The organism is Streptomyces sp. T39, assembly GCF_008042045.1.
Classification (GTDB): Bacteria; Actinomycetota; Actinomycetes; order Streptomycetales; family Streptomycetaceae; genus Streptomyces.
Genome location: NZ_RDBP01000153.1, coordinates 1 through 642, shown reverse-complemented (window position 1 = coordinate 642; position 642 = coordinate 1). Strand labels below are relative to the sequence as shown.

Here is a 642-nt window from a genome sequence, read left to right as displayed (position 1 = left end):
CGTCAGCTGTTGCGCCGACGGAGTCGACCCGGCTTCCGTGCAGGCGGGAACGCTCTCCGGGGACCTGCACTGGGTTGACTCGGAGGCGAGCGCCGCGGACGTCCTGGAGATCATGGAGAGCAACCACATCAAGCGCCTGCCGGTGATCGACGTCCAGGGCGGTCACCGCCTGGTCGGCATGATCACGGAGGCGAACGTCGCCAAGAACCTCAGCGACGCGCAGATCGCCGAATTCGCGACCCGGATCTACGCGGAGGCGTAGCGGGGCCGGGCAGGCGGAAGCGTCACACGCCGGCGTGCGCACCGGGGACCGCAAGGGCCCGGTGCGCACGCCGCGGCGTGTCGCGCGTCATGCCCGCACCAGCCGGTTGGCCAGCGTGGACATCGTGTAGGTGCCGATGCCCATGACCACCTCCAGCGCGTTCCGTTCGGTGAAACCGTGTTCCAGGAAGGCACGGATCCGCTCGTCCTCGACGGCTCCGGCCGTGCGCAGCACGTCCAGCACGAACGAACGCACCGCCTCCAGGCGCGGATCGGGGAGCGTGCGCTGCCCGCGGAGGGCGTCCACGAGGTCCCCGTCGGCGCCGAGCCCGCGGAGTGCGGCGGTGTGCATGTCGATGCAGACGAGGCAGCCGTTGCGGA

General features: G+C 70.7%; 2 protein-coding genes. One reads left to right on the top strand and one right to left on the bottom strand.

Annotated features, from left to right (window positions below; genetic code table 11):
- The coding region (locus tag EAO77_RS36340; protein WP_147992563.1) for a CBS domain-containing protein at positions 1–262 on the top strand (262 nt) is incomplete at its 5' end.
- Positions 263–349: 87 nt separating this feature from the next.
- Here EAO77_RS36340 and EAO77_RS36335 read toward each other — a convergent pair.
- A partial coding sequence (locus tag EAO77_RS36335) for a carboxymuconolactone decarboxylase family protein (protein WP_147992562.1) occupies positions 350–642 on the bottom strand: 293 nt, incomplete at its 5' end.